The 21,800-nt window shown below is 42.8% G+C and carries 17 protein-coding genes; 9 read left to right on the top strand and 8 right to left on the bottom strand.

The features are described from left to right. Positions 1 to 75 precede the first annotated feature (75 nt). From secA to lnb, 3 genes are all read right to left on the bottom strand, one after another. The gene (secA, locus tag ACYQ0C_RS14695; protein ID WP_016275843.1) at positions 76 to 3,372 is read right to left on the bottom strand and encodes a preprotein translocase subunit SecA; all 3,297 of its coding nucleotides are present in this window, start codon (positions 3,370 to 3,372) and stop codon (positions 76 to 78) included. A gap of 95 nt (positions 3,373 to 3,467) precedes the next feature. Continuing rightward, a complete protein-coding gene (locus ACYQ0C_RS14700; RefSeq protein ID WP_016275842.1) occupies positions 3,468 to 5,051 on the bottom strand; it encodes an alkaline phosphatase family protein in 1,584 nt (527 codons plus the stop codon). Further along, entirely contained in the window at positions 5,048 to 6,223 is a 1,176-nt protein-coding gene (lnb, locus tag ACYQ0C_RS14705) for a lipoprotein N-acyltransferase Lnb (protein ID WP_016275841.1), read from the bottom strand. Before lnb ends, ACYQ0C_RS14700 begins: the two co-directional genes overlap by 4 nt. Before the next feature lie 126 nt (positions 6,224 to 6,349). On the opposite strand from lnb, the gene ACYQ0C_RS14710 reads away from it, so the two are divergent. The 9 genes from ACYQ0C_RS14710 to ACYQ0C_RS14750 all read left to right on the top strand — a co-directional run bounded on the left by ACYQ0C_RS14710 (position 6,350) and on the right by ACYQ0C_RS14750 (position 16,326). Then, positions 6,350 to 7,078: a type III pantothenate kinase gene (locus ACYQ0C_RS14710; protein ID WP_016275840.1), complete on the top strand. Its 729-nt coding sequence runs from the start codon at positions 6,350 to 6,352 to the stop codon at positions 7,076 to 7,078. Next, positions 7,065 to 8,381: a BamG family beta-barrel-assembly machinery protein gene (gene bamG / locus ACYQ0C_RS14715; protein ID WP_016275839.1), complete on the top strand. Its 1,317-nt coding sequence runs from the start codon at positions 7,065 to 7,067 to the stop codon at positions 8,379 to 8,381. The genes ACYQ0C_RS14710 and bamG overlap by 14 nt, the downstream gene beginning before the upstream one ends. Before the next feature lie 46 nt (positions 8,382 to 8,427). Next, the gene (locus ACYQ0C_RS14720; RefSeq protein WP_016275838.1) at positions 8,428 to 9,783 is read left to right on the top strand and encodes a tetratricopeptide repeat protein; all 1,356 of its coding nucleotides are present in this window, start codon (positions 8,428 to 8,430) and stop codon (positions 9,781 to 9,783) included. 2 nt (positions 9,784 to 9,785) lie between these two features. Continuing rightward, positions 9,786 to 10,430 (top strand): LPS export ABC transporter periplasmic protein LptC, encoded by a 645-nt coding sequence (gene lptC, locus ACYQ0C_RS14725; protein WP_016275837.1) that lies wholly within the window; start codon positions 9,786 to 9,788, stop codon positions 10,428 to 10,430. 13 nt (positions 10,431 to 10,443) lie between these two features. Then, positions 10,444 to 11,703, top strand: a complete 1,260-nt coding sequence (locus tag ACYQ0C_RS14730) for a hemolysin family protein (protein WP_016275836.1) — start codon at positions 10,444 to 10,446, stop codon at positions 11,701 to 11,703. Between the two features lie 105 nt (positions 11,704 to 11,808). Beyond that, complete coding sequence (locus tag ACYQ0C_RS14735) at positions 11,809 to 13,941, top strand: peptidylprolyl isomerase (RefSeq protein ID WP_016275835.1); 2,133 nt, start codon at positions 11,809 to 11,811, stop codon at positions 13,939 to 13,941. A gap of 165 nt (positions 13,942 to 14,106) precedes the next feature. Next, positions 14,107 to 14,496, top strand: coding sequence for a hypothetical protein (locus tag ACYQ0C_RS14740; RefSeq protein WP_244964597.1), 390 nt, complete (start codon positions 14,107 to 14,109; stop codon positions 14,494 to 14,496). A gap of 153 nt (positions 14,497 to 14,649) precedes the next feature. After that, positions 14,650 to 15,090, top strand: a complete 441-nt coding sequence (locus tag ACYQ0C_RS14745) for a hypothetical protein (RefSeq protein ID WP_016275833.1) — start codon at positions 14,650 to 14,652, stop codon at positions 15,088 to 15,090. A 21-nt stretch (positions 15,091 to 15,111) separates the two neighbouring features. Continuing rightward, positions 15,112 to 16,326: a sodium ion-translocating decarboxylase subunit beta gene (locus ACYQ0C_RS14750; RefSeq protein WP_016275832.1), complete on the top strand. Its 1,215-nt coding sequence runs from the start codon at positions 15,112 to 15,114 to the stop codon at positions 16,324 to 16,326. Positions 16,327 to 16,452: 126 nt separating this feature from the next. Here the strand turns inward: ACYQ0C_RS14750 and ACYQ0C_RS14755 are convergent, their stop codons facing one another. From ACYQ0C_RS14755 to ilvB, 5 genes are all read right to left on the bottom strand, one after another. Then, positions 16,453 to 17,541 carry an energy transducer TonB gene (locus tag ACYQ0C_RS14755; protein WP_016275831.1) on the bottom strand — a complete coding sequence of 363 codons (1,089 nt, stop codon included), beginning with the start codon at positions 17,539 to 17,541 and terminating at the stop codon, positions 16,453 to 16,455. A 136-nt stretch (positions 17,542 to 17,677) separates the two neighbouring features. Next, positions 17,678 to 18,721 carry a ketol-acid reductoisomerase gene (ilvC, locus tag ACYQ0C_RS14760; RefSeq protein ID WP_016275830.1) on the bottom strand — a complete coding sequence of 348 codons (1,044 nt, stop codon included), beginning with the start codon at positions 18,719 to 18,721 and terminating at the stop codon, positions 17,678 to 17,680. Positions 18,722 to 18,755: 34 nt separating this feature from the next. Continuing rightward, positions 18,756 to 19,496, bottom strand: coding sequence for an acyl-[acyl-carrier-protein] thioesterase (locus ACYQ0C_RS14765; protein WP_016275829.1), 741 nt, complete (start codon positions 19,494 to 19,496; stop codon positions 18,756 to 18,758). Between the two features lie 2 nt (positions 19,497 to 19,498). Further along, the gene (gene ilvN, locus ACYQ0C_RS14770; protein WP_007837721.1) at positions 19,499 to 20,053 is read right to left on the bottom strand and encodes an acetolactate synthase small subunit; all 555 of its coding nucleotides are present in this window, start codon (positions 20,051 to 20,053) and stop codon (positions 19,499 to 19,501) included. Positions 20,054 to 20,063: 10 nt separating this feature from the next. Beyond that, positions 20,064 to 21,761 (bottom strand): biosynthetic-type acetolactate synthase large subunit, encoded by a 1,698-nt coding sequence (gene ilvB, locus ACYQ0C_RS14775; RefSeq protein WP_016275828.1) that lies wholly within the window; start codon positions 21,759 to 21,761, stop codon positions 20,064 to 20,066. Positions 21,762 to 21,800: the final 39 nt, after the last annotated feature.

The raw sequence follows: 21,800 nt of genomic DNA on the forward strand, positions 1-21,800 counted from the left end.
AGTGAGTTAAAAGGAATAAAAAAAACGCCCGGACAGTAAATTCTACCCGGACGTTTTTATAATAATCGTTATTTATCAAGCATTCTGTCCGTGACAGTTCTTGTATTTCTTGCCACTTCCGCAGGGACAAGGATCGTTACGTCCTACTGTTTTCTCTGCACGAATCGGTTCACGTTTCACCTCACGGGTATCACGTCCGGCAGCCGCTTGCTGGTGAGGATCACTCAAATCCTGCTTTTCCTCTCTATACTGCTGACGGGGAGCCTGTGGTTCGGGAGCTGCTTCACGCACTTGTTCCGGTTCTTGAACAGGGATTTGTCCACGCATCAATACAGAGATGGTATTGTTATTAATCTTATGTACCATATTATCGAACAGATTAACTGATTCGAGCTTGAAGATCAGCAACGGGTCTTTCTGTTCGTAACTTGCATTCTGTACAGAATGTTTCAGTTCGTCCAGTTCACGCAGGTTTTCCTTCCATGCATCATCAATGGTATGAAGCAGAATTGCTTTTTCAAATGACTTCACAATCTCCTTGCCTTCTGTTTCATAAGCCGCCTTCAAGTTGACAGAGATGTTATACAAGCGTTTGCCATCCGTAATAGGAATCATGATGTTTTCGTACATGTGTCCTTGCATTTCATATACCTGCTTGATAACGGGATTGGCAATCTGGGCCATGCGGTCTGTCTTGCGCTTGAAGTTATTCATTGCTGCTTCGAATGTCTTCTCGGCAAGATCTTCTTTTTTCATCTTGTTGTATTCTTCCTCTGTGAAAGGCACTTCCATTGCCAAAGTCTGCAATATCTCCATCTTCACATTATCAAAGTCTCCCAGCTCAACAGCATAAACACAACGATCCCAAATCATATTCACAATATCCATGCCGATACGCTCGCCCATCAAGGCATGACGGCGTTTGGTGTAGACAGCCACACGTTGTTTGTTCATCACATCATCATATTCCAACAAGCGCTTACGGATACCGAAGTTATTTTCTTCCACTTTCTTCTGTGCACGCTCAATAGAATTTGAAATCATCTTGTGTTCAATCATCTCACCTTCCTTGAAGCCAAGCCTGTCCATTACACTGGCAATACGGTCTGACGAGAACAAACGCATCAAATCATCTTCCAATGATACAAAGAATACGGATGAACCCGGGTCACCCTGACGACCGGCACGACCACGCAACTGACGGTCTACACGGCGGCTTTCATGACGTTCCGTACCGATAATGGCCAAACCGCCCGCAGCTTTCACTTCCGGACTCAGCTTGATATCGGTACCACGACCTGCCATATTGGTAGCAATGGTCACAATACTCTTCTGACCTGCCTGGGCTACAATATCCGCTTCTCGCTGATGCAGTTTCGCATTCAATACATTGTGCTCAATCTTGCGCATGGCAAGCATCTTGCTCAGCATTTCTGAGATTTCCACTGAAGTGGTACCTACCAGGACAGGACGTCCTTCCTTTACCATTTCTTCAATTTCTTCGATGACAGCTTTATATTTTTCACGTTTGGTCTTATAAACGCGGTCATTCATATCCTTACGGGCAATCGGACGGTTAGTCGGAATAACGACTACATCCAATTTATAGATATCCCAAAGTTCGCCTGCTTCTGTTTCTGCGGTACCGGTCATACCCGACAGCTTGTGGTACATACGGAAATAGTTCTGCAACGTGATGGTAGCGAAGGTCTGGGTAGCAGCTTCCACTTTCACACCTTCCTTGGCTTCGATAGCCTGGTGCAAACCGTCAGAATACCGGCGGCCTTCCATGATACGTCCGGTCTGTTCGTCAACAATCTTAACCTGTCCGTCAATCACTACATATTCATCATCCTTTTCGAACATGGCGTATGCCTTCAACAGCTGGTTGATGGTGTGTACGCGTTCAGACTTGATAGCGTAATTGGTCATCAGCTCATCTTTCTTGGCTAATTTTTCTTCTTCTGTCAGGTCTGTCTCGTTTTCCAAAGCAGATAATTGAGAAGTAATATCAGGCAAGACGAACAAAGTAGGATCCGCCGCGTTTCCGGTTATCAAATCAATTCCCTTATCGGTCAAATCCACGCTGTTCTGCTTTTCATCAATGACAAAATACAATGGATCAGTAGCTTCAGGCATACGCTTGTTATTCTGTTCCATATAGATTTCCTCAGTCTTCAGCATACCTGCCTTGATACCCTGTTCACTCAAGAACTTAATTAACGGCTTATTCTTCGGCAACGCCTTATGACTGCGGAACAATGCCAAAAATCCTTCTTCCTGATCTTTCTTGTCATCCGATGCAATCAAACGTTTGGCATCAGCCAAGTATTGGGTAGCCAGTTTCTTCTGAGCCTCGAACAAACGCTCTACCAACGGACGAAGTTGTTCAAACAGTTGGTCTTCGCCTTTAGGCACAGGACCGGAAATAATCAACGGAGTACGGGCATCGTCAATCAATACGGAGTCCACCTCATCGACAATGGCATAATTATGTTTACGCTGCACCAAATCTTTAGGACTGACAGCCATATTGTCACGCAAGTAATCGAAACCGAATTCATTATTCGTACCGAAAGTGATATCGGCCATATAAGCTCTGCGGCGTGCGTCTGAATTGGGCTGGTGTTTATCAATACAGTCCACACTCAACCCATGGAACTGATACAATGGCCCCATCCATTCCGAGTCACGTTTTGACAAATAATCATTAACAGTAACCACGTGTACACCATTACCGGTCAGCGCATTCAGGAATACCGGCAGAGTAGCTACCAACGTCTTACCTTCACCGGTTGCCATTTCAGCAATCTTACCTTTATGCAACACCACGCCACCGAACAACTGTACATCGTAATGCACCATGCCCCATACCATGTCATTGCCACCGGCAACCCAATGGTTCTGCCAAATAGCTTTATCGTCCTCAATACGTACAAAATCTTTTCCCTGAGCCGCCAGCTCGCGGTCAAAATCAGTAGCGGTTACAATCAATTCCGGATTTTCAGAGAAACGGCGTGCAGTGTCTTTTACAATAGCAAAAGCCTGCGGAAGTACATCATCCAGTGCTTTTTCATATTTTTCCAGCACTTCTTTTTCCAGTTTGTCTATCTGTGCGAAAATGCCCTCACGATCTTCCAGTTCTGTAGTTTCGATAGTACTTTTCAGTTCTTCTATCTTCTTTTGTTCCTCTGCAGCCGAATCTGAAATATACTTCTTCAATTCTACTGTTTTTGCACGGAGCTCGTCATTACTCAATTTGGCAATTTCCGGATAGACAGCCTTTACTTTGTCAACCCACGGCTTGATTTCTTTCATGTCACGGGTGGCCTTGTTTCCAAACAATTTGCCGATAAATTCATTAAATCCCATTGTATTTTTTGTTTTTATTATTTTCTAATTTGATTACTTTTGAAAGTGCAAAGTTATAATAAAATGCTGATTTATTTGCACTTCTCTCTCTAATATTATTTGCGAATGTCCGTCATAGGTGCCAGAACGGCTGCATTAGGAGCACGAATACGCATATAATGGGCTACGGTTGGTGCTATATTACCTATCTTTACAGGCGCATGGATTATTTCCGGTTTCATTCCGTTCCCGATAAAAATCAATGGAGCCGAGGCATACGAATAGCGTTGCACCTGCGTATCAAGCGAATGTTCACGGAACACGGTCCAACCCGGTAATACTTCCACCCACAGGTCTCCGGAACATGCCGGATTATAGTAATTCTTTATTTTATCAATGGTCGGAGTCCACGCTCCCAACTGCAAACGTTGTGAGGAATATACATCTTTCACTCCACTGAACTGCACTAAAAATTCCGATGCACGGTTCAGCACCTCGGACATATTCAGCTGCTTTTGCTCTATCAGCTTATGGTTCAGATATATTTGTTGCTCAAAATGCGCCTCCACCCATTGTCCTTCACCATAAATAGCCGCCAGATAGAGGTTCAGCAAAGCCGAACAACGTTCAATATGGAATTCCCCACCCGGTATTTTATATTGAGGCGGATCAACAGGATCTGTGTCAGCATATCCAGTAGAGGTTATAAAGAATAAAGTGTTGCTCAGCCCTACTTTCCGGTCTATTAATTCCAATAGCTCTGCAATGCTGTTATCCAAACGTACGTATGTATCCTGCATTTCCATAGGAAGCTCCGCGGAAGCCTTATGGTCATAATTCCCGGCATAATATGCCAGCGACAAAAAGTCAGGAACAGCATCCTTCCCTATAGAAGTATTATTCAAACAAGCATTAACCAGACGGTTTACCTCATCATTGGCATAGGGACTTGTTTTCAGTTTACGGTATTTATTTTTCCGTTCGTCATCAAAGTTATGCTTGAATGTAACCTGTTTGTTTTCGCTGGTCAGGTATTTATAGACTGTAACAGGCAAATAAGGCGCCCACGACATATTGCCGATACGGAAATCCAATCCTTCCCGATCATTATAAGTAGTCACCCATGAAGGAAATGTACCATAATATGTACTTCCACTCCATTTTCCAGTTTCATCATTCAACCAAAATGCACCTTTTGAAGCATGACCGGCCGCCAACACCGCCATTTCACGTGTAGGAGCGATAGAATAAACTTCGGATACTCCTTGTGTGGCTATCATCAACTCATCCGACAAGGTGGAAACCTTTATTTTCTGCGGAGAAGTGGACTCGGAGGTATAAATCCCCATGAAATTGGTATCGTCCACACAATTGATCACCCGAAGCGTGCTGCGGTCCATCCACTTATCCCCTACTATACCATTGGTGTAAGGAGTGGTACCTGTATAAATGGCCGCCACCGCCGATGACTTATCCACGTTGATGAAGTCATATTCGGCATTCCGGTAAATCCGCCCTTCTTTCCACAACCGTTTGAAGCCACGTTCACCATATAAAGCCGAAAAAGCTTCTATATAGTCCGTCCGTAACTGGTCAATAGTCAAGCCGACCACCAACCTGGGAACAGCAGGGACATTTTGTGCCTGCAACCCTGTTAATGCAATAACAGTCAGAAGAGAAGTTAAGATGCGTCCTTTCATTTATTGTTTTGTCTGTAATATAATAAAACGTGACTTGCTGAACACAGTAGCAAACACAGTGCCAAAGGTAATACCGTTGCGTTGAATTTTTGCTGTACAAACGGCATTATCATTATAAAAAGTGTTAAATATGCTATATTGATTAGATGATAGAGATCTTTTTTACCTTTTATAGCCCTATAAACCATAACGGGAAGATAAATTAAAGGGATAGGATTCAATAAAAGGATAAGCCAATTGGAACCCACTGTAGGATGGGTAGAGAAACAAACCAGGAAAGCGATGACACATCCGGCCAGCCCTTGTACGCCAAAAAGGAATAAATCCCAAATCCAAATCACCTTCTTGACTTTAAGCTGGATCCATCCTACCAAACAAACCGCTCCCATTAAAACAAACACACACACCAGAGGTGACAGCGGGAAACCGCCCTCGCCACCTTCCGGCTCCACATCCACCACTTTCTTTTCCTGCAAGACGAAGGGACGCACACTGTCGCCTGCCACTATCGTTGCTTTTCCAGCCGCCTCCAACATATAAAAAGGGGCGAACATCTGCTTACGCGCATCAACAGGTTCATCCGCTTCACTGCCCAGGCACATATCAATGCCCAGCTCATCCCATTCGTGTCCCTTAGTATATTGATGGACAATATCCCTGAAAGAGAGCCCTTCCTTCCCATCAGGATAAACAACCTTTCCTTCGATACATTCCTCTATTATATCACGCGCACGCGTAGTACAATTGTCATAGAAAAAGTTATAGCGGTAAACCCTATTCTCAGGCTGATAGTTTTCTTCCAGCAATCTTCTGAGTTTCTGTTTTTCCGCCATAGTCAAATTCAATGTCTGCTGATAGACTGATGAACCACGCATAGCATAACTGCCTTCGAAATAAGAATAAGGAGTCACACCCAACTCATAGTCAGTCTCCCCTTTGACAAAACGATAGATAAAATGAGGAGTATTAAAGCTGAACATGCCATAATTAAACACCCAGTCCTCTCCGCGTGCCGTGTCCTCATAGCGCAATGCCGTATGCCCGAACAAGGCATATATTTCCGTTCCGGGAGCACAGGTCATCAGGCTTACTTTTATACTATCTTCCTGTCCTCTAACCGATTGAGTCAAGGAAAAGAAAGACAACATCAATGCTATAATTAGTTTATTCATAAATTCCATTCGCTGTTTACCGATGCAAAAGTACACCTAAATATTAATTAATTCCTCACAAATACCATTTTTTATTGCTATTCCTATTTATTTTTTGCGTTACTTTGCAACCGAAAAAGCAAAGTTGTGAATTTAATTATCGACATAGGAAACTCAGTAGCCAAATTGGCTATATTTGACAAAGGCGAGTTGGTTGAAGTATTTCGTGGTTCCAATCATTCCTTAGATTGCCTCCCGATGCTTTGTTCCCGATATCCCCTAAGACGAGGTATCATAGCTTCTGTCATAACGCTAAGCAATACTATCCGGCGCCAACTGGAAAGATTGCCTTTTACTATCATCGAATTAAGTCATGAGACCCCTGTCCCTATCACGAATTTATATAAAACGCCTCAAACACTGGGCATGGACCGTTTAGCAGCCGTGGTCGCTGCCAGCTGGCTGAAACCCGGACACGATGTACTGGTTATTGATGCGGGAACCTGCGTCACATACGATTTTATCGATGCTGACGGAGCCTATCATGGGGGGAATATTTCTCCGGGGATGCGTATGCGTTTCAAAGCATTGAACATATTCACCGACAAGCTCCCCAAAGTAAACGCTAAAGGAGAAGTTCCGATGTATGGACAATCTACAGAAACAGCTATCCGGGCAGGAGTCATCCGCGGAATGGAATTCGAAATGAGCGGGTATATCACCCATCTTCAAAAGAATTATCCGGGACTTTTGGTTTTTTTAACGGGCGGAGATGAATTTTCTTTTGATACAAAATTAAAAAGTATCATCTTTGCAGATAGATTTTTAGTATTGAAAGGTTTAAACAGAATATTAAGCTATAATGATAAACTATAAAAGACTGATTAGTGCGTCAATATTACTCACAGTCACAGGGCTGGCCGTAGCCCAAACAAGCACAAACTCTCCCTATACACGCTACGGCTTTGGTCAGTTAGCTGATCAAAATTTCGGTAACAGTAAAGCGATGGGAGGAATAGCATACGGCTTGCGAAACGGCTACCAAATCAACGCATCTAATCCGGCATCTTATACAGCTATCGATTCATTGACATTCTTGTTCGATGCAGGGATGACTCTTCAGAATGCGAATTTTAAGGATGGCAACGTAAAAACCAATGCTAAAAATTCAAGTTTTGACTATATGGCCATGCAATTCCGCTTATGGAGGAAAATGGGAATGACAGTTGGCTTTCTTCCATTCTCCACTGTGGGCTATAATATTTCCAAGACACATGATTTCGAAGATGTCGACAATAACGGAAAATGGTCTGAATCATACACTGGTGACGGAGGATTTCATCAAGTTTTTGTAGGATTAGGTTATAAAGTTTTCAATAATTTGTCTGTGGGTGCGAATTTTTCGTATCTTTATGGAGATATTACTCATCAGTCCATGACAACTATTGGAGCGACAGATACACGTAGTATCAAGTTAGACAAATTTTCCATCAGTGACTATAAATTGGATTTCGGTTTACAGTACACTTATAAATTAAATAAGAAAAACGTGATTAATGTAGGCGCCGTCTATACATTGGGACATACCTTGCACGGGGATGCATACAAGTATCATCAGACAGGTATGGAAAGTAATGGTTCTATCTATGTACAGTCACAAACCGGTGATACCATTACGAATCCGTTTAAAATGCCGCATACATTGGGTCTCGGTCTTACTTACGTATATGACAACCGTCTGACCATAGGAATTGACTATACTTTACAGAAGTGGGATACAGCTGATCTAAGTTGGAGTAAGTTCAACAAAGAGAGTGTGGAAATGAGTAACCGTACAAAAATAGCTTTGGGGGCGGAATTTATACCCAATTATTTCAGCCACAACTATCTGAAACGTATCCGTTACCGTATGGGAGCCTACTATTCAAGCCCTTATAACAAGGTCAGCTATACGAATCCGGACACAGGAGCAACCAGTCTTCAAGACGGTGCACGCGAATATGGTGTCAGTGTGGGTTTTGGACTTCCCATGTTTCAAAGTAAATCTATGCTGAACATTTCCGGTCAATATGTCAAAGTCAGTCCCAAGTTCAAGGGGTTGATGGAAGAAAATTATTTAAGAATCAATATTGGTCTTACTTTCAATGAACGTTGGTTCATGAAATGGAAAGTTGATTAATCAGAGCAAAGAAGCAAATAAATAACAACAACTAAATTTATATACGATGAAAATGAAGATGGTAACAGCGCTGTTCGTCCTTTCTTTAAGTGCAACAGCTTCTTTCGCTCAAACTGGAGCGTCAGACGGATCAAGATTCGGACATGGTGAAGACAGTCTCCGATGCTTGAAAAATATCAGTATTTACACTGAGTATGTGAAGACTAACAACTTCAAGGATGCCTATACTCCTTGGATGAGTGTATTTACAGAAGCTCCAAAAGCCCAAGTAAGTACTTATACTAATGGTGCAAAAATTCTTCGTGCCTTAATAGCCGGTGAAAAAGATGCAGCTAAACAAAAACAATATTTCAATGAACTGATGAAAGTTCACGATCAACGTATCCAATATCTGGATGATCTGAACAAGCTGGTCAAAAGAGATGTAACAAAAGGTTCCATTATCGGCATGAAGGGTCACGACTATTTCACAATGGGTGGTCAGGACATGAATGAAGCATATAAGATGTTCAAAGAAGCCATTGAACTTGAAAAAGAGAATTCAGACTATTTTGTATTGCAGGAATTCATGGATGCAGCTGCCCGCAAAATGAAGAGCGACGAGTCATATAAAGAACAGTTCATTCAAGATTATTTGTTTGCATCAGGCGTTGCTGACGGAGCTTTGAAAGCTGCCACAAAAGAAAATGACAAGAAATTATTGAAAGTGGCAAAAGACAACATTGACGCTTTCTTCATTAATAGCGGTGTAGCGACTTGTGATAACCTGCAAGCAATCTATGCTCCTAAAGTAGCACAGAACAAAACGAACCTGGACTATCTGAAACAAGTTATTTCAGTGATGCAACTGTTGGGCTGTACAGAGCAGGAGGCTTATTTTGCCGCATCCGAAGCCGCACACGCCATCGAACCAACTGCCGAAACCGCTGTTGGCTGTGGATACATGTATTATAAGAAAGGCGATATGGACAAATGCATTGACTACTTTGACCAGGCCATCAACTTAGAGCAAGATCCATTAAAAAAAGCTGATTATGCATACAAAACCGCTGCCATTTTATTCAGCAAGAAACAATTGAGCAAAGCAAAACAATATGCCTTGAAGTCTATCTCACTAGATGGAAACAACGGTAAACCTTACATTTTGATTGCTAATATGTATGCATCAAGCCCCAACTGGAGTGATGAAGCAGCATTGAACAAGTGTACTTATTTTGCTGTTATCGACAAATTACAGAAAGCAAAAAGCGTAGATCCCAGTGTTGCTGAAGAAGCAAACAAACTGATCGGTACTTATGCGGCACATACTCCGAAAGATGCTGATTTGTTCTTCCTCAGCTTGAAGAAAGGTGACTCTGTTACAATCGGTGGATGGATTGGTGAAACAACAACTATCAGATAATTATGTCGTCTGAAAAAAAACAGGAATCACACATTCTATATTTAAACATAACAGTTGCCATTTGGGCAACTGTTATGTTTGTTTTATTCCCCGCATGCTCGGGAGGCGAGAAAAATCTGGCAGAAGCCATTACAGAAAGAGACTCATTGCCCAGCATGAAAACCTTGGGAGTCACTACCCTTGTATCCGATTCCGGTATCACCCGCTACAAAATCATCACAGAAGAATGGGAAATTTATGATAAAAAGAATCCCCCTTATTGGGCTTTTGAAAAAGGAGTTTATTTGGAAAAGTTTGACTCCTTGTTCCATATTGATGCCAGTATAAAAGCCGATACAGCCTATTACTACGAGAAAAAGAAACTTTGGGAATTGAGAAGCAATGTGCATATCCGCAGCCAAAGGGGAGACAAATTTGACACAGACCTGCTCTTTTGGGACGAAAAGCAAGAGCGAGTCTATTCCGACAAATTTATCCGCATCGAACAAGAAGACAAAATCATTACCGGTTATGGATTTGAATCCAACCAGCAAATGACAGAATATCAAATTTATAATAACACAGGTATTTTTACCGTAGAAGATACAGCACCAACAGACAGTACAAAGGCTGTTGCCGACAGTACCAGAACTGATTCGATACGTTAATTCACTCACGATTATGGGTATTATTATACAGATTCTTATCACAATGGCTTTTTCCGCTTTTTTCTCCGGAATGGAAATTGCTTTTGTTTCATCCAATAAATTACGTTTTGAGATGGACCGTAACAGCCAAAGCATAAATTCACGCATACTTTCCATCTTCTTTCATAATCCGAATAATTTTATCTCCACCATGTTGGTAGGAAACAATATCGCTTTGGTTATTTACGGTATATTGATGGCACAAGTCATTGAACAGAACCTATTGGCAGGATTCATAGACAACCACTTCTTGCTGGTGCTAATCCAAACAATTATTTCCACACTGATCATCCTGGTAACAGGAGAGTTCCTGCCCAAAACTTTATTTAAGATCAATCCCAATTTCACTCTGAATATTTTTGCAATTCCAACCTACATTTGTTATGTCTTGCTCTATCCCATCAGCAAATTCGCTTCGGGAATATCCAACATATTACTCTACATGATAGGTATTAAAACAAATAAAGAAGCCAATGAGAAAGCTTTTACAAAAGTTGATTTGGACTACTTTATTCAAAGCAGCATACAAGATGCCCAAAATGAGCAAGACATAGATACAGAAGTCAAGATATTCCAAAACGCCCTGGATTTCTCGAATATTAAAATCAGAGATTGCATGGTTCCCAGAACTGAAATTGTCGCTATAGAATATGGAACCCCCATAGAGGAATTAAAAACCCGCTTTATAGAAAGCGGCATAAGCAAAATCATTGTCTATAAAGAAAACATTGACAATATTACAGGCTATATCCATTCCTCTGAAATGTTTCGTGAACTGACGGACTGGACTAAGAGTGTCCGCCAATTGCCTATTGTTCCTGAAACTATGGGAGCCCACAAACTGATGAAGTTATTTATGCAACAAAAAAAATCCCTGGCCGTAGTAGTCGATGAATTCGGAGGTACATCCGGCATCGTGGCACTAGAAGACTTAGTGGAGGAAATCTTCGGTGAAATAGAAGACGAGCACGACACCACTTCTTACATTGCCAAATCTGTCGGAGACAATGAATACATCCTTTCCGGACGTCTGGAAATAGAAAAAGCCAATGAATTATTTTCACTTGAACTGCCGGAAAGTGATGATTACCAGACAATCGGCGGACTCATCCTACACCAATATCAAAGCTTCCCCAAAATGCACGAAGAGATTACTTTCGATAAATTTCGTTTCAAAATAATCAAAGTAACAGCAACAAAAATCGAATTAGTAAAGTTGAAAGTGATCGAATAACAGATTTTTTTCACAATAAAATAGCTTGTAAGCTGCATTTTTTGTATCTTCGTGCGCTAAATCTATGGAGTATAGAAAAACAATAAACAAAAATAGTAAAATTAAATGGCAACATTACAAACAATCAGAAGTAAAGGCCCTCTGTTGGTCGTTGTAATCGGACTTGCCCTCTTCGCATTCATTGCCGGAGACGCATGGAAGGTTCTCCAACCGCATCAGGGTAAACAAGACGTAGGTGAAGTGAATGGAAAAGCACTTACAGCACAAGAGTATCAGAAAATGGTAGATGAATACACAGAAGTCATTAAATTGACACAAGGTGTTTCCGCATTAAATGACGACCAACTGACTCAAGTGAAAGACCAGGTATGGCAATCTTACGTAAATAACCAGTTGATTGCAGCAGAAGCTGCAAAGTTGGGGTTGACTGTCAGCAAAGCTGAAGTTCAGGCAATCATCGAAGAAGGCACTAACCCGCTGTTGATGCAGACTCCGTTCCGCAATCCGCAAACCGGTGCTTTCGACAAAGACATGCTGAAAAAATTCCTAGTGGATTATGCTCATTTGGACGCAAGCAAAATGCCTGCACAGTATGTGGAATACTATCAGAAAATGGGTGCTTTCTGGAATTTCATTGAAAAGACACTGATTCAATCTACTTTGGCTGAAAAATATCAGAATCTGATCGCAAAATCATTGATTTCAAATCCGGTTGCCGCTGAAGACGCTTTCACATCGCGTACAGAACAAGCAGACGTTCTATTGGCTGCAATTCCTTATTCTTCTATCAGTGATTCAACCATCACTGTTTCAAACAGCGAAATCAAAGATCTTTATAACAAAAGAAAAGCTTCTTTCGAACAGCCGGTTGAAACCCGTAACATCAAATACATTGATGTATTGGTAACTCCGTCTGACGAAGACCGCAAAGAAGTATTGAATGAAGTAACCGAATACGCTACTCAGCTGGGTACTGCTACCGATATGAGCACATTCATCCGTTCTACCGGTTCGGTCGTTCCTTTCTCTGAAATTGCAATCAACAAGACGGTATATCCTAACGATATTGTCACTCGTCTGGACTCTGTAAGCATCAACGAAGTATATGGTCCTTACTATAACCAAGCTGATGACTCCTACAATGCGTTCAAAATTATTGCCAAGCAAACCGCTCCCGACTCAATTCAGTACCGTCAGATTCAAGTATATGCTGAAGACGCAGCTAAAACCGCAACTTTAGCAGACAGTATTTTCAACGCATTGAAAGGTGGAGCTGACTTTGCAGATGTTGCTAAAAAATATGGCCAGACAGGTGAATCCACTTGGTTGACTGCCCGCAACTATGAGGGTGCTGCACTGGATGCTGACAATGCCAAATACATCAATACCTTGATCAACTCAGGTGTTAAAGAACTGAATAACCTACAGATCGGACAAGCCAACGTAATCCTTCAAGTATTGGACAAGAAGGCCATGAAAGATAAATATAAAGTAGCAGTAGTTAAACGTCCGGTTGAATTCAGCAAAGAAACTTATAATAAAGCATACAATGATTTCAGCCAGTTCGTAGCCCAAAACACTACAATGGACAAAATTGTAGCCAATGCAGAAGAAAATGGTTACCGTTTGTTGGAACGTGCTGATTTCCGTAGTGCAGAACATCGTGTAGGTGGCGTGAAAGGAACCCGCGAAGCACTGAAATGGATTTTTGCAGCCAAAGAAGGTGAAGTATCTCCATTGTATGAATGTGGTGAAAACGATCACTTGATGGTAGTTGCTCTTGAAAAGATCAATCCTGCCGGATATCGTAATATCAATCTTGTTGCCGATATGTTGAAAGCAGAAATCATCAAGGATAAAAAAGCTGAGAAACTGATGGCTGAAATGAAAGGTGCAAACAGCATTGACCAAGTGAAAGGTATGGCAAATGCAGTCAGTGATTCAGTAAAACATATCACTTTCTCTGCTCCAGCCTACGTATCAGTGACTCGCGCCAGTGAACCTGCCTTAGGTGCTTATGCAAGCAAAGCTGAAGCAAACAAACTGACCGGTCCTATCAAAGGTAATGCTGGTGTTTACATGATTCAAGTGTTCAATAAAGAAAAGAGTGCAGAAGAATTTGATGCGAAGAATGAAGAAAACAACTTGTCTAATATGGCAGGACGTTATGCTAGCAGCTTCATCAATGACCTGTACAAGAAAGCTGAGGTAAAAGACGACCGTTACCTGTATTTCTAATCAGTGTAACCTAATAATAACAACAGGCTGTATCGGAAAGTTCATCGATACAGCCTGTTTTGTCTTATCATAGTTCCCGTAAAAAATAAAGGTGAAATAATCTATAAAACAGCCCCTTCTACGCTCCGCATTTCCTTTTTTATGACTATGTTTGTAGCAGTGATTATGAAGTATTTTATTGCTATATGTACGTGTTTCCTTTTACTGTGCAGTTTGGACAATACAGGAAAAGGAGAAATTATCCGGGAAGGGCAGACAGAAGTACTATCTTCTGTATCCATGTTGTCGGATGATGCAGATTCTTATCGTCAATTGGCAACAGAAAAACGATATGATGCTCCCAATGTGAAGCTAATCGAGACAAACCTTTTATGCCTTACCTTACGCACTCCGGTACTTACCAAGATATACCCGTTTTTATCTACCGCCCAAGTACGTTACCATTACCGTACTCTCCTGCCCGAAGAAAAATTCAACAATCTATTCCTCAGCATTAATTATGTAAAATCCTCGTGCAGATACTTCATCTACACACTAAAGCATATTTTGATTTAGCGGATTCCCCCTCTCTCTTCTCCCTGCTAATGACAATCATTCCGGACGAAGTGACCAGCCCGTGCGCACATATACATTGTGTTGCATTACGCTGCCATCACTATTGTCCGGAGCTGCATACCGTTTAATTCACTAACTCATTTACACATCATTATGCTACACTTATTTATATCTACCCTGGCCATGATGGGACTTACTTTCCTCATCGGCTTCTTTGTAGCTGCCGTTATCAAAGGAATAGCATTGGCGGCAGACTCTATGGATTTTTACAGTTCCCATCTTCTGGAGCTTCAGCGCTTAAGAAGAATCAAAAAAGCGCGCGCCCGTTTCACCCAACTGGTATGGGACCAGACTCCCGAGGAAATGGAAGCTCTGGGAGACGGCCGCGAAAACTGGAACAGGGGCATGAACAATGACCGTAAAGGCAAACAGGAAGGCGGCTACTATCATGGAGTCAGCCACGGAGCATCCCAGTTGAATCTGATAGATTATTATTATCCTGATACCCAAATGGTCTACCTCAAGCAACGGGAAGAGATGCACCAGCAACAAAAAAATACCCATGTGAAAAAGAACCTTTCAACAAAAAAATAACCTTAAACTTAATAATCAGATATGGAAAATATAGATTTCGGAATACTCTTCCAAGGCATTGGCACAATGATAGAAAGCGGTTGGTTTCTTGCCGGCGCACGCATCTTTTTAATTTTATTGGGATTTCTCCTCATCTATTTGGGATGGAAAGGAGTCTTGGAACCCATGGTAATGATTCCGATGGGACTAGGGATGATCGCCATCAACTGTGGAACATTAATAATGCCGGACGGAGGACTGGGCAATCTTTTCCTTGACCCCATGTTATCAGATACAGACGCACTGATGAATACCATGCAAATAGATTTCCTGCAACCGGTCTACACCCTTACGTTCAGCAACGGACTTATTGCCTGTTTCGTCTTCATGGGAATAGGTACCCTACTCGATGTAGGCTTCCTGCTACAGAAACCTTTTGCCAGTCTTTTCCTTGCGTTGTGCGGCGAACTGGGCACCTTCCTCACCCTACCTATTGCCCATGCTTTCGGACTCTCAGCACAGGAAAGTGCATCCGTAGCCATGGTAGGCGGTGCAGACGGCCCGATGGTGCTATTCACCTCACTGGCACTTGCCAAGCACTTGTTCGTTCCCATCACCGTAGTGGCCTATCTCTATTTAGGGTTGACTTATGGTGGCTACCCTTATTTAGTAAAGTTGCTGGTCCCCAAACGTCTGCGCTCTATCAAGATGACCGTAAAGAAAGCACCGAAGAATTATGACGCGAAAGTAAAACTAGCCTTTGCCGCTGTTCTCTGCGCCGTACTTTGTTTCTTGTTTCCGGTTGCCTCCCCCCTCTTCTTCTCCTTATTCCTAGGGGTAGCCGTGCGCGAATCGGGGATGAAACATATCTATGACTTTGTCAGCGGGCCACTACTTTATGGCTCCACTTTCATGCTGGGGCTGTTGTTAGGCGTGCTTTGTGACGCTCATCTGCTGCTCGATCCCAAAATCCTGAAATTGTTGGTTCTGGGAATGTTGGCATTGCTGATTTCGGGTATCGGAGGGATTGCCGGAGGATATATCATGTACTTCATCAAGAAAGGAAATTATAATCCGGTGATAGGTATTGCAGCTGTGAGCTGTGTACCGACCACTGCCAAAGTGGCACAAAAAATTGTCAGCAAAGATAATCCCGATTCTTTTATTCTGGGCGATGCACTGGGAGCAAATATTTCGGGAGTGATTACTTCGGCAATAATCACAGGTATTTATATCACAGTCATTCCACTGTTATAAAATACATCCTCTTTATGCTATCGGGCGGAAACATTCCGCCCCTACTGTGGACGAGAATGCAAGTTAATCGCTAAGTTTGATCGCAATAGGGGGTTACCTGAGAATACGCATATATCCCCCTATCCCCTACCAGCTAAAAATAATTGGAATAGTGAATTGATTGACATAAAATTCCCGATACCATTTCTTTGAATTGAAATAATACCCCGTGCTCCATTTTTCATCCACCAGCTGAAGTACCCGCAATGCTTCGGCATCCATTAATGGATCCAGCCCTCTCACCAGTTTGAAATTCTTCATCGAACCATCTATATCCACATCAAAGCTATAAATTACACGCCCTTGTTTTCCTGTAGCTTTCATTTCGGGAGTAATCTTCAAGTGAGAATTGATAAATTGCGTCAAAGCCGTAGTCCCTCCCGGATAAGAAGAATATCTATAAGGCTCCCAAGAAATCTTTTTCAAATCCTCTTGCGCGCACTCCCGATACAATAAATAGTGCTCCAGATCTTCTCTCCAGAAACGCATAGTCAAGAAATAATCAAACGGCACATTGTTCCCTTTTTTCCGGGCAGGGATCAATCTGGGAAAGTTGGAAAGAATACGTAAAGCCTCTTTATCAAAAACCGGATGAGTTCCTTTTATAACACGGGCATTTCCGATACGTCCTTGTTCATCTACCGTGAAACGGCAAATAGCGACAGCTTTGTCCACGTTATCATCCGGCCAGCTCATATTCCCCATTACCAGACTGCGGATGTCATCAGGAAATGCAGGTTCCGAATCAACCGTCTGCCCTCTGCATGGCTCCAGAACCTGCTGTTGTCTCCAAACACGGTCACTGTAAATATCAGGATCAAAAGGAATGCGGAAAACAATGGTGCTATCCATGCTCTTACCCGCTTTCTTCGCCGGCTCCCACTCTCTCATGCCATCAATAACATCTCCGGCCGCCTTAGCAAACAAGGGATGTGTGGCTTCTATACGTTTGCCACTGACTGAGCCCAAACTGTCAATGCGAAGTGTGCAAACAGCTTCGCCTGCAATATCAGCTCTTAATAAGGAATCCGGATATACGAGCTGCCACACTGCATAGTCCGTAATACCTTTCAGAGTAGGATAACGCGGTGGAAAATTATCATGATTCTTTTGTGCATAAAAAGATAAAAATGGAAACATGCACCATACCAGTAAAAGTAACAGTCTATTTATCATGGCTAAGTCAAGTTTCTACAAAATTAATGACTACGCCGGATATAAACAACAACACTAACATTAATATATATAAATAAAAAGAAGCGGAGATGCCTCAACACACCCCCACTTCTCAATATATATTAAATACTAACTATTAATTATTTTCAGGACGAAGTTTACGTACAGTAACGGCAGTCTGCCACATTTCGCTTTCACGCAATGCCTTCAATTCTTCTTCCAATTTTTCACGATAATCAGGTTTAGAGTTCGAATCAATAGAGATCTGAGCCTCATTACCGGTTTTCACACTGTGATACAACTTTTCAACCACAGGTTTGATAGCATCGTGGAAAGGAGTCATCCAGTCCAATGCACCGCGCTGGGCAGTAGTAGAACAGTTGGCATACATCCAGTCCATACCGTTCTTTGCGAACAAAGGCATCAATGACTGAGTCAGTTCTTCCACTGTTTCGTTAAATGCCTCAGAAGGAGTATGTCCGTTTTCACGCAAAACTTCGTACTGAGCCGACAACAATCCCTGGATAGCTCCCATCAATGAGCCACGCTCACCTGTAAGGTCAGAAGTAGCTTCACGCTGGAAAGTCGTTTCGAACAGATAACCTGAGCCGATACCAATACCCAATGCGATAGTGCGTTCGTATGCCTTACCGGTTACATCCTGATAGATAGCGTATGAAGAGTTCAAGCCACGGCCTTCCAGGAACATGGTGCGCAATGAAGTACCCGAACCTTTAGGAGCTACCATGATCACATCAATATCAGCAGGAGGAACCACACCTGTACGGTCGCTCCAAGTGATAGCAAAACCATGAGAGAAATAAAGTGCCTTGCCCGGAGTCAGCAGCGGTTTGATAGTAGGCCATACAGACATGACAGCCGCATCAGACAACAAACACATGATGATAGTCGCTTTCTGACAAGCTTCTTCAATGCCAAACAGCGTTTCACCCGGAACCCATCCGTCAGCAACTGCTTTTTCGTATGTTTTTCCCGGACGCTGCCCAACGATTACGTTGAATCCATTGTCGCGGAGATTCAATGACTGACCCGGACCCTGCACACCATAACCAATTACAGCGATTGTTTCATCTTTCAATACTTCACGTGCTTTTTCCAAAGGAAACTCATCGCGGATAACTACAGTTTCTGTAACACCGCCAAAATTCAATTGTGCCATTTTAAATTATAAATTAAAAATTAAAAATTAGATTCTAAATAAATATCACTTTACTGCGAACGACAACATCTGCGTCGTTCTTCTTCACCTCTATATCATATTCGTTCTCTCTCACTTCCTCGCGATAGAAACTCAATGTATCCCCATAATAGCTCTCGGCCACGTATGCCATCTCAAACCGTTTAATCCGTCTCTTTTCAAAAAGCTCAATAGGAAACAGATCCAAAATATGTTCTATATACTTAATGCTGTTCACATGACCATTGATATCAATATCACTATATCTGGCCCGGTATTCGGAAACCGGAGCCTTCTCCGCCACCTTGATACGGCCGGGTTTGCTTATGGGACATTCCTTGTCGCATACATAATCAGTAATACCACCTCCGTGAAGCGTAAGCAGATCGGCAGGTTTGCGAGTTTCCATGCTGATCATCGCCCATACAGAACGGGCGTATCCTACGGCCTTTCCCTCCTTATCCAAAATGGCGAAATTACGATCCGTAAAAAGACGATAAACATTCTCCACCCATGTCTGAATACTGAAATCCTCATATTGACAAGGCATATCCTCCAGTTCCACAGCCAAGCGGGAAAGTACCCATGTATAATGATTCTCATTGAGCGTGGCTATTCCGAACCCCCGGTCGGCGGCATGGAAACCGGCACAATTCAGCAAATGGTTGCCCAACACACTCATGGTCAGTTTTCCGCTGAAATCACAGTGAAAAGGCTCTGCCACAAACTTGTATGTTCCTACTTTGTTCTCACTCATCCTTATTCCGTTTTTTGTTGCCGATACTTCTCCTCGCGTTGGGTCAAGTATTCGTTCACACGCTCGAAACAACTGGTAGTAATCGCCACGCGTCCCGAACGGACAAACTGCAACACACATCCCAATCCGCGCAGTTCCTCATAAAGAGCAGTAATTTCCTCACTCATCCCATTCTTTTCAACAATAGAAAACACCGGATTCACCTCTACAATGCGGGCGCTATAACGACGGATGACCTTAGACGCCATAGGATTTTCCTGAAATTCAGGAGTAGAAACTTTGTACAAAGCGATTTCATGCTGATAAATCTCACTATCAGTAAAATAATGCGCCTGCAAAACATCTATTTTCTTTTCAATCTGCTTCACCACCTTCTCTATCACATCCTGGGTAGTCCAGGCAGTAATAGTGTATTTATGCACCCCCTTGATAGAAGAAGCGGAAACATTAAGACTCTCGATATTGATCTGGCGACGGGTAAACACAGCCGTAATCTGGTTCAGCAAACCGGCGATATTTTCTGAGTGAACGATTAATGTATATAATGTCTTGTCCATAATGATTAAATTAGCATTCCAGTAACATCTGATTCACCGATCCTCCCGGAGGTGTCATCGGCAACACATTTCCCTCTTCTATCACACAAGCTTCCAACAGGAACGGACCGTCGGCAGCCAGCATCTCATGAATAGCATCCTGCAACTCCTCGCGCTTCATGACACGACGGGCAGGAATCTCGTATGCCTCGGCAATCTTCATGTAATCCGGATTCAGCATCGGAGTAAATGAATAACGATGACCGAAAAACATAGCCTGCCATTGACGTACATTGCCCAAATAGTTATTGTTCAATAAAATAATCTTTACCGGTGCCTTTTGCTCCATGACAGTTCCCAATTCCTGAATATTCATCTGCAAACCGCCATCCCCCATGAAGACGCATACTGTACGATCCGGGCGACCGAAAGTGGCACCTATGGCAGCGGGAAGTCCGAATCCCATCGTTCCCAATCCACCCGAGGTTACAATGCTACGGTTCTTGCTGTATTTAAAATAACGGGCAGCCATCATTTGGTTCTGTCCCACGTCTGTTACCAGTACCGCCTCATTGTTCGATGCCTCACTTACCGCACGCACCACTTCACCCATATTCAACGCCCCGCCGGCCGGATGGATTTCTTTACTGATAACATGTTCATATTCCGTCTTTTCATATTCGGCAAAACTATCAATCCATTCAGTATGTTTATTCTCCCGGATCAGTTGTGTCAGCATAGCTAACGTATGTTTACAATTGCCTAACACAGGTACGTCCACTTTTACATTCTTATCTATTTCAGAATGATCAATATCCAGATGGATGATCTTTGCTTGTTTAGCGTATGTATCCAATTTTCCGGTTACACGGTCGTCAAAACGCATACCTACGGCAATCAGCACATCACATTCATTGGTCTTGACATTGGGGCCCAGATTTCCATGCATGCCCAACATTCCTTTATTTAAAGGATGTGAAGTCGGTATGGCCGAAAGTCCCAGCAAAGTGCAGCCACAAGGCATATCGGCTTTTTCTATAAATGCACGCAACTCATCCTGCGCATTGCCCAACTCTACGCCCTGCCCCACCAATACCAATGGTCTTCGGGCATTGTTTATCAATTCGGCAGCCTCCTGAAGAGATTCCTTGTCAGGGTTAGGTTCAGGATCATAACTGCGGATAAAGTCAAGCTTCATCGGTTCATAATCCACCATCTCCACTTGCGCATTCTTGGCAAAATCCAGAACGACCGGGCCGGGGCGTCCGCTTTTAGCTATATAGAAAGCACGTGCTACAGCCCAAGCCACATCTTCCGCACGACGGATCTGGTAACTCCATTTAGTTATAGGCTGAGTCACGCCCACCAGATCCACCTCCTGAAAAGCATCCGTGCCCAAGAAAGAGGCCCCCACTTGTCCGGCAATCACCACGACAGGAGTGCTGTCAATCATGGCATCGGCAATGCCGGTAATGGTATTTGTCGCACCGGGACCGCTAGTCACCAAACAGACACCAACCTCACCGGATACACGGGCAAATCCCTGTGCTGCATGGGCAGCTCCCTGTTCATGACGGACCAATATATGGTTCAATGTATCCCTATGATGATATAAAGCATCAAAAGTTGGCATGATAGAACCTCCGGGATATCCGAAAAGAGTCTTCACTCCCTGATACTCCAAAGAACGCATCATCGCCTCTGCTCCTGTTATCTTTTCTTTTGCCATAATGTTTAGTTGAATATTGAGAATCAAAAGAATACGATG

Source organism: Phocaeicola sartorii JCM 17136 = DSM 21941 (genome assembly GCF_054653615.1).